The following is a 7,796-nucleotide window of genomic DNA, read 5'->3' on the forward strand; positions in this document are numbered from 1 at the left end:
TGGCAGCAGCGCATGGGAGAGGTGACTCTTTCGCAAGCCCGCCCCCGGGTCGAGACGCTTTGAACCGGGTCTTGTCGGAATTCCGGGAACTGGACCGGCGGAGGTTGAGAAACGGCCGGGGCTTCCCCAGGATGGGAGGACCGTGCAGGCCGTTCTCTACTTCTCCGACAAGCAGGTGCGCGAGAAGCTCTTCGCCTTCGTGGACGGGGCGCCGGGGCTGATGCTGGTGGCGGGGGTGCGCCACGGCGCGGGGATGACGCGTCCTCCCCAGGCGCGCGAGCCCTTCGCGGCGCTGGAGGACCGCTTCGGGGACGTGCTGGCGCAGGTCATCGTGGCGGACGAGGGCACCACGGAGGGCATGTGGCGCGACCCGCTGGGAGACCTGGGCGACCGGCTCTACCCGGACGACAAGAAGCGCGCCTACGCGGCGGCCACGGGCTACGTGCTGCTGGAGGGCGGCCGGCCGCGCGCGGTGGTGCGCAAGCACGCCAGTCCCACTGAAGACCTGTGGTTCCTGCAAGAGGCCCTGAGCCGCCTGTCTCCTGGCATCCCCGCGCCCGACCCGGCGAAGCGTCCCGGCCACCGCCGGCCTGAGCCCGCGCCCAGGGCCCCACCGCGCTACGGGCCCGCGAGCGACGAAGCCACGCCCCCGCGCGGCAGCCGCGCCGTCGCACCCGAGCCGGAGACGAAGGACCCCTGGACGGTGCTGGGCATCGCGCGGGGGACGCCGAAGGACGAAGCGCGCAAGGCCTTCCGCGCGCTCATCGCGCAGTACCACCCGGACAAGGTCGCGCACCTGGCGCCGGAGTTCCACGCGCTCGCGGAGCGCAAGACGCGTGAAATCCTGGACGCGTGGGAGGCGCTGGAGCGCGACGCGGGCTGATCAATGCACCGTGCGGCGCGGCCTCTTGCGCGCGGGACGCTTCAGCCGGGCCTCCAGGTAGTCCTTCAACACCACGGCGTTGTTGTGCTCGGTATCGCGAGCGCCGTAGAGCAGGGTGACGCGGCCCTGGCGCGCGGCCTCCAGCAGCGGCTCCCAGACGTCCGGGTGCGCGTCCAGCTCGCGGGTGTACCGGCGCCGGAACTCGTCCCAGCGCTCGACGTCATGGGCGAACCACCGCCGCAGCTCCGTGCTGGGCCCGACCTCGCGCGGCCAGCCATCCAGGTGGAGGTCCGCCTTCTTCCGCCCCCGAGGCCACAGCCGGTCCACCAGGAAGCGGGTCCCCGCCCGGGCCTCCGGGCCGTGCTCGTCATAGACGCGCTGGAGTCGAATCATCTTTCACCTCAGATCACCAACGTTGGTGCCGGTGCGTCCAACCGGAACCGCGCGATGAGCGGCACGTGGTCCGACAGGCCGTGGAAGCGGCTGGTCAGGTCCCCGAAGGGCCGCGTCTCCTCCGTGTCCAGCCAGCTCACGCCGCCACCGGAGAACAGGTGGTCCAGATGCATGCGCATGTGCATGAAGCCCGCGGTGGGGAAGGCGCGGGACAGGGTCGGGTTGATCTGCCCGACCGCCGCCTGCGCGCACGTCAGGTGCGCATCCCCCGTGAGATAGCGGAACACCGGCGAGGACGGCGGCGAGTTGAAGTCCCCGCACACCACGAAGGGCTCCTCCTTCGCGTGCAGCCCGATGAAGCCCGTGAGCTTCATTGCCTCGTGGAGCTGGTTGACGCCGCAGCCCATCTTGTCGCGCGTGGCCCAGAACTCGCGGGCGAACGGCGTGGGCAGGCTCAGGTGCGTGTTGAAGATGTGGAACGCGCGCTGGTCCGCGCGGCGGATGACCCGCATGTGCGCGCAGATGCGGCTCTGCTTGCGCTCCTTCAGGCCCTGCACGTGGTGGTGCGTGATGTGCTCCGGCGCCTGCACGTTGTGCCTGTCCACCTGGAGCGTGCGCGTGTTGACGAGCATCGCCAGGCCGGTGGTGTAGAGCGACAGCTCGCCCACCTTGTAGTGGTGCGCGCGGAAGTAGAACGCCTCGTAGGGCATCTCCCTCCCCTGGAGGGCGAACGTCTCCTCCACGCGCGTCATGAAGGCCTCCAGCTGCGTCTCCCCTGGACGCGTGGGCCGGTGCACGATGTTGCTGCGCAGCGAGGACGTCTCCACCTCCTGGAGGCACACGACGTCCGGCAGCGGGTCCAGCGTGGACAGTGCGGCCGCCACCCGGCGCTTGGGACCGATGGTGCTCGCGAGCCCCCTCAGCATGTGGCCGAAGTAGCGGACGTTGTACGTGACGATGCGCAGCGCTGACGGCTCCATGGTCCGGTCGCTACCTCCCCATGCCTCGCGGTGAAAAATGGGAAGCCCTGGGACGAACGTCCAGGTCTCCCCGCGCTCTTCACCATGGGATGCGCGCGCGCCCGCCGCGATGTAGCGCCAGGCGGACGAAGGGCTCGCCCGCCCGGCTGCTCACGGAGCGGGCTTCACCCGCACCATCGTGTCCAGCAGGTGCTCCAGCGCCCGGTCCGGGTCGTCACAGAGGCCCGCGTGCACCGGGCCCGTCTGGAGCATCGTGCTCCGGGGCGCCACCAGCCAGTGCCAGCGCTCCTTCTGCGGCAGCCGTCCAATGGGCCCCGCGTCCTTCCCGCCCACGCACACGCGGCGGAAGCTCTCCAGGTGGCCGCTCAACAGCTCCACGTCCGCGTCCGGTGACAGCGCCTTGAGCCGCGCCACGTCCAGCTCCACGCGCGCGCCCAGGTAGCGGTGCTGCACGCAGAAGAGGACGACGCCCACGTTGATGAACTCCTCGCGCTCCACGCGAGGCACCAGCCGGATGATGGCGTAATCAAACGAGCTGGGCGTGGGCACGCGTCGCCTCCTCGATGAACGCCGGCGCCGCTTCCAGCCTGCGCATCAGCCACGTCACGTATGCCGCGCGGTGCTCCGCCGCGGACGCGAACGTGGGCTCCTGGCCCAGCCACGCCTCCGGGATGGACCCCACGATGCGCTCCACCACCTCCCGCGTCACCCGCTCCCGGAGCAGGTCCCCTGCCGCCGCCAGCCCGTGCGCCCAGGGCAGGAGCACGTGGTCCTTGATGGGCGCGAAGCGCGTCTGGCTGCGCTCCTCCCACCCGTCCCACGAGTGGTGGAAGTACATCGCCGCCCCGTGGTCGATGAGCCAGAGGTTGCGGTGCCACACCAGGAGGTTCGGGTTCTTCGGCGTGCGGTCCACGTTCGTCACGAACGCGTCGAACGCCACGATGGCGGACGCCACCTGCGTCTCCGGCACCGGCACCGCCAGCGGGTCGAACGTCACCGAGCGCGGCAGGTAGTCCAGCGCCAGGTTCAACCCCGCGCTCGACTTGAGCAGCTCCCGGATTTCGCTGTCCGGCTCGTTGCGCCCCAGCGACACGTCCAGCTCCACGAACACCAGCTCCGGAACGCGCAGGCCCAAGACCCGCGCCAATTCCCCGGCCAGCAACTCCGCGATGAGCGCCTTGGCCCCCTGGCCCGCTCCACGGAACTTCACGACATAGAGCCCCGCGTCGTTCGCCTCCACGATGGCGGGCAGCGAGCCCCCCTCGCGCAAGGGCGTCACGTAGCGCGTGGCGGTGACCGTCCTCAGCATCACTCGTCCTCGACAGTTCCCGGGCACTCCGGGGGTGGCGGCTGTACCACGGCCCTGCCCGACGGGGGAAACACCCTGCACCTGACCGTGCTTCCCCTCGCGCACCATCGATTCAATTGCGCGCAATTGAATTGCGCACTACATATTCCCCATGTCGACGGATGACTTCCTCCGGTTGGACCTGCAGCTGTGCTTCCCGCTCTACGCGGCGTCGCGAGCGATGGTGCAGGCCTACACGCCGCTCCTGGCGAAGCTGGGGCTCACCTATCCGCAGTACCTGGTGATGCTGGTGCTCTGGGAGACGGACGGGGTGTCCGTGAAGGAGCTGGGGGAGAAGCTGTACCTGGACTCGGGGACGCTCACGCCGCTGCTCAAGCGTCTGGAGACGCTGGGCTTCGTGCGCCGCGAGCGCTCCAAGGAGGACGCGCGGTCGGTGACGGTGTCGCTCACCGCGCAGGGAAAGGCCCTGCGCCGCAAGGCCGCGTCCATCCCCGAGGCCATCGTCTGCCGCACCGGCCTGACGCTGGAGGAGCTGGCGCGGCTGCGCCGGGACATCCAGCGGTTGTTCGAGAAGGTTTCCTCACGCAGCGCTTGAAGACACACGCCGTTCTTCCACTCACGCAAAGGAGCAACACCATGGCCCCGGTCCAGATCTCCCCGCTCTACTCCACCACCGCCATCACGCACGGCGGCCGCAACGGCAAGCTGCTGCTCGACAACAGCCCGCTGAACGGCCTGGAGCTGGCCATGCCGAAGCAGCTGGGCGGCTCCGGCAAGGAGACGGCCACCAACCCCGAGCAGCTCTTCGCCGCGGGCTTCTCCTCCTGCTTCGAGAGCGCGCTGCGCCTGGTGGCGGGCAAGGCCGGCAAGAAGCTGGATGAGAAGGCCGGCGTGAAGGCCGCCGTCACCATTGGCAAGACGCCCGAGGGCGGCTTCGGCCTGGCGGTGGAGCTCACGGGCATCCTCCCCGGCGTCCCCCGCGAGGAGGCGCAGAAGCTGATGGAGGCGGCCCACCAGGTGTGCCCGTACTCCAACGCCACGCGCGGCAACATCGAAGTGAAGATCTCCGTCGCGGAGTAGTCCTTCACGCCCCCGGGCTCTCCCTGGAGGGAGGGCCCGGCAGGAGCGCCAGCAGGTTGTTCTGGATGTTCTGGCAGATGGTGTCGAGCGGCAGGTCGTTGTCGTCCGTGCCGAACGGGTCTTCAATCTCGACGCCAATCTCCTCGATGCCAAAGAACACATACGCGACCACGAACGTGGCCACGACTGTCACCCAGCCAAAAGTCTCCACCAGCGCGAAGGGCAGGGTGAAGCAGTAGAGGATGAGCGCGCGGCGCAGGTGCACCATGTACGCGAAGGGCATGGGCGTGCGGTGGATGCGCTCACAACCTCCCAGGTAGTCGACGAGCAGTTGGACGTTCTGGTCCAGCTGCATCTGGACGTACTCCGGATACAGCCCCTGCCGGCGGCCTTCATCCAGCACGCCGGTCATCCGGCGGGCCACGGCGAGCGGCACGTGCTGGGCCTTGAGCGCGTCCGTCACCTCCCCGGAGGGCAGGGTGTCCGTGTGGGGGCCCAGGTGCCGCTGCTGGCCGCGCAGCCACGCGGCGGTGGCGAAGGGGAACGCCGCCGTCCAGTACACCAGCGTGGCCTGGTGCGGTGTCCTGCCCAGGAAGGGCTCCGCCGCGCGGATGAGGTTTCGCGTCTCGTTGACGATGCCGCCCCACAGCTTCCGGCCCTCCCAGAAGCGGTCATAGGAGGCGTTGGTGCGGAACACGAGCAGGAGGCTCAGCGAGATGCCCGCCAGCGTGTGCACCGTGGGGGGCGAGCCCACGTCGTGCACGTGGAGGTGGAAGCCCACCACGGCCGCGGACCAGACGACGCACACCATCACGCGGCCGACGATCTCCTTCACCATCGAACCGCGCAGGTAGTGGAAGTAGCTCCACCAGCGATGCGGGTCATACTCAACCATGTGGGGGTCTTCCTCCGGGAACGGGGGGCGCATGCTAACCGCACCGCGATGCGTCGCGAGCGTCGCATTGCGGGATTGCGGATGCCTGACTTTCCGGGTGATGGCCCGGCGTCGGGGGCTTCAGCTATGCATGAGGACGGTCCGTTTCCTTCCTCGTTCTGGAGGCGTCCTCCATGCGCCGTCACCTCACGCCCCTGCTGATGTTCCTCGCCGCCACCGCGAGCGGTTGCAGCTTCCTGCGCACGGACACGCTGCTGGACACGGTCAACGCGCCGGACTCGCCAGCGCCCAAGGACCTGCCCATCCGGGTGCCCGCGGTGGAGCGCGTGGCGGGGCTGACGCGCGCGCAGTTGATGGACTCCTATCTGGACCCCGCGCGCGCGGGCGCGTGGATGGAGGCGCTGGGCGCATCTCCCGAGGCCGTGCTGGACATGACGGGGTGTCTGGTCAAGCACGCGGGCAACGACACGGCCTCCTGTTATGAGAACGCGGAGCGCATGGGCTACGTGGACCGCACGGTGAAGGCGTCCGCGTGGAGCGTGCCCCTGCCGGTGCAGTCCTTCTCCGTGGCGGCGCCGTCCGACGAGGAGGTGGACGCGCAGCGCTTCCTGTCGAACGCGATGGGGATTGGCCCGTCGCTCGCGGCGCTGCAGCAGTCGCTGGAGGTGCCGCTGTCGCGCGACGTGCTGGCGCAGGGCATCCAGCGGGGCGCGGCGTCCGCGGCCGCGTACGTGCGCGCTCGTTCGTGGAAGCGGGACCTGAAGCGGCCCAGCACCGCGGTGGTGCTGAGCGGCGGCGGGGCCAACGGCGCGTTCAGCGCGGGGGCCATGTGGCGGCTGTTGGGCATCCTGGAGCAGTGCCGGGGCAAGCCCGCGCCGGAGGGCTGCGGGGACGCACGCATCGACCTGGCGGCGGGCACCAGCACGGGCGCGCTCATCAGCACGCTGGTGGACCTGTTCCACACGCCGGGCCAGGAGGCGAACGCGCGGCGGCTGTTGATGGGCAACTACACGTGCACGGTGGAGTCGGACCTGTACTGCGTGAACTCCACGTGGCTGTGGAACCTGGCGGACGACACGCGGGGGCTGGTGAAGTTCGACGGCATCTACAAGAAGCTGGATGCGTTCATCAAAGACGAGCAGCTGCACAACGGCACGGAGCTGGTGTCGGTGTCGGTGGACTTCCAGACGGGCGACGTGTTCAGCGTGAGCGACCAGGACCCGGCGGACTTCAAGCCGGGCGCGACGGACAAGCAGCGCCGGGGCGGGATGACGAACGCCATCGTGGCGTCCATCGCGGAGCCGGTGCTGTCGAACCCCGTGGGCCGGCTGCCGTCGGCGGCGGGGGACCGCACGGGGACGTACTACGACGGCGGCGTGCGCTCGGGGCTGCCGCTGCTGCAGGCGGTGCAGCGCGGGGCGGAGCGCGTGCTGGTGATTTCGACGGGGGGCGTGAACCCGTCTCCCGCGACGGATCCGAAGAACGCGGTGAGCGTGCTGATGCGCACCATTGATTTGTTCGTGGCGCAGCCGCGCGTGGGCGAGGTGCAGCAGGCGGAGCTGCTCGCGGTGGCGCGCCGGCTGGGCGAGTACAACGTCTGCATGCTGCGCGGCGCGACGGAGGACTTCTGCCGCCGCAAGGGCCTGGGCTTCCAGCCGCGCACGGTGGGGCCAGGGGCGGGGCAGGCGGTGTGGATGGGCTCCGCGCGCTTCGACCAGGTGGCGTCCAGCTGGCGCAGCGCGTGGATGTTCAAGCCGGAGACGGGGCTGGCGACGGCGAGCGGCTACTCCTTCACGCCGGAGGTGATGCAGCCGCTCTTCGTGGCGGGCGTGGAGTCCATGCAGAAGCGCTGCGCGGAGGTGCTGTCCCTGTTCGACATCCAGGGCACGCTGGCGGCGAACGAGTGCGCGCGCCAGCTGGTGGAGGTGGCGGACGAGGCGCGAGCGGCGCTCCCGTCCGCGGCGCAGTGCCGCGAGGACAAGCCGGAGCGCCGCACGTGTGAAGACTGACGCGGGCTACCGGCCCCCGTCGATGACCCACTTGCCCCAGCCGGTGAGCGCGGTGCCGTCCTCGGGCACGCGCTTGCCCTTGGGGGGCGCGCGGTAGACGGCGTCCGCGAGCGGCATGAAGCGGGCCTCGTCCGCGAGCCCGTTGAGCGCGGCGCCCCAAGGTTCGGCGGCGTAGGTGGTGACCTGGACGCGGCGCTCGGCGCCTTCGCCCGAGGGCGCTTCGAAGACGAGGGCGGGGACGGGGTGC

10 protein-coding genes are annotated in these 7,796 nt (G+C 70.1%); 4 read left to right on the forward strand and 6 right to left on the reverse strand.

The window, feature by feature from the left end:
* Positions 1-142 precede the first annotated feature (142 nt).
* A complete protein-coding gene (locus tag D7X55_RS31395) occupies positions 143-883 on the forward strand; it encodes a J domain-containing protein (RefSeq protein WP_120547302.1) in 741 nt (246 codons plus the stop codon).
* Here D7X55_RS31395 and D7X55_RS31400 read toward each other — a convergent pair whose 3' ends face one another.
* From D7X55_RS31400 to D7X55_RS31415, 4 genes are all read right to left on the reverse strand, one after another.
* Positions 884-1,276 (reverse strand): DUF488 domain-containing protein, encoded by a 393-nt coding sequence (locus tag D7X55_RS31400; RefSeq protein WP_120547303.1) that lies wholly within the window; start codon positions 1,274-1,276, stop codon positions 884-886.
* 8 nt (positions 1,277-1,284) lie between these two features.
* On the reverse strand, positions 1,285-2,256 hold the full coding sequence (locus D7X55_RS31405; RefSeq protein WP_120547304.1) for an endonuclease/exonuclease/phosphatase family protein: 972 nt from the start codon (positions 2,254-2,256) through the stop codon (positions 1,285-1,287).
* A 150-nt stretch (positions 2,257-2,406) separates the two neighbouring features.
* Positions 2,407-2,805, reverse strand: a complete 399-nt coding sequence (locus tag D7X55_RS31410; RefSeq protein ID WP_121724992.1) for a DUF3037 domain-containing protein — start codon at positions 2,803-2,805, stop codon at positions 2,407-2,409.
* Complete coding sequence (locus D7X55_RS31415; protein ID WP_120547306.1) at positions 2,783-3,565, reverse strand: HipA family kinase; 783 nt, start codon at positions 3,563-3,565, stop codon at positions 2,783-2,785. The genes D7X55_RS31410 and D7X55_RS31415 overlap by 23 nt, the downstream gene beginning before the upstream one ends.
* A 151-nt stretch (positions 3,566-3,716) precedes the next feature.
* Between D7X55_RS31415 and D7X55_RS31420 the strand changes: the two genes are divergently transcribed.
* Positions 3,717-4,160, forward strand: a complete 444-nt coding sequence (locus D7X55_RS31420) for a MarR family winged helix-turn-helix transcriptional regulator (RefSeq protein ID WP_121724993.1) — start codon at positions 3,717-3,719, stop codon at positions 4,158-4,160.
* A 41-nt stretch (positions 4,161-4,201) separates the two neighbouring features.
* Entirely contained in the window at positions 4,202-4,645 is a 444-nt protein-coding gene (locus D7X55_RS31425; protein ID WP_120547308.1) for an organic hydroperoxide resistance protein, read from the forward strand.
* 4 nt (positions 4,646-4,649) lie between these two features.
* Here D7X55_RS31425 and D7X55_RS31430 read toward each other — a convergent pair whose 3' ends face one another.
* Positions 4,650-5,540: a bestrophin family protein gene (locus D7X55_RS31430; protein ID WP_120547309.1), complete on the reverse strand. Its 891-nt coding sequence runs from the start codon at positions 5,538-5,540 to the stop codon at positions 4,650-4,652.
* A 173-nt stretch (positions 5,541-5,713) separates the two neighbouring features.
* Here D7X55_RS31430 and D7X55_RS31435 point away from each other — a divergent pair, with 173 nt between their 5' ends.
* Positions 5,714-7,549 carry a patatin-like phospholipase family protein gene (locus D7X55_RS31435; protein ID WP_120547310.1) on the forward strand — a complete coding sequence of 612 codons (1,836 nt, stop codon included), beginning with the start codon at positions 5,714-5,716 and terminating at the stop codon, positions 7,547-7,549.
* Between the two features lie 6 nt (positions 7,550-7,555).
* On the opposite strand, the gene D7X55_RS43600 is transcribed toward D7X55_RS31435, so the two are convergent.
* Positions 7,556-7,796, reverse strand: a 241-nt coding sequence (locus tag D7X55_RS43600; protein WP_233610184.1) for a DUF6068 family protein, incomplete at its 5' end; no start/stop codon positions are given.

It is taken from the genome of Corallococcus sp. AB049A (assembly GCF_003668885.1).
GTDB classification, from domain to species: domain Bacteria; phylum Myxococcota; class Myxococcia; order Myxococcales; family Myxococcaceae; genus Corallococcus; species Corallococcus interemptor.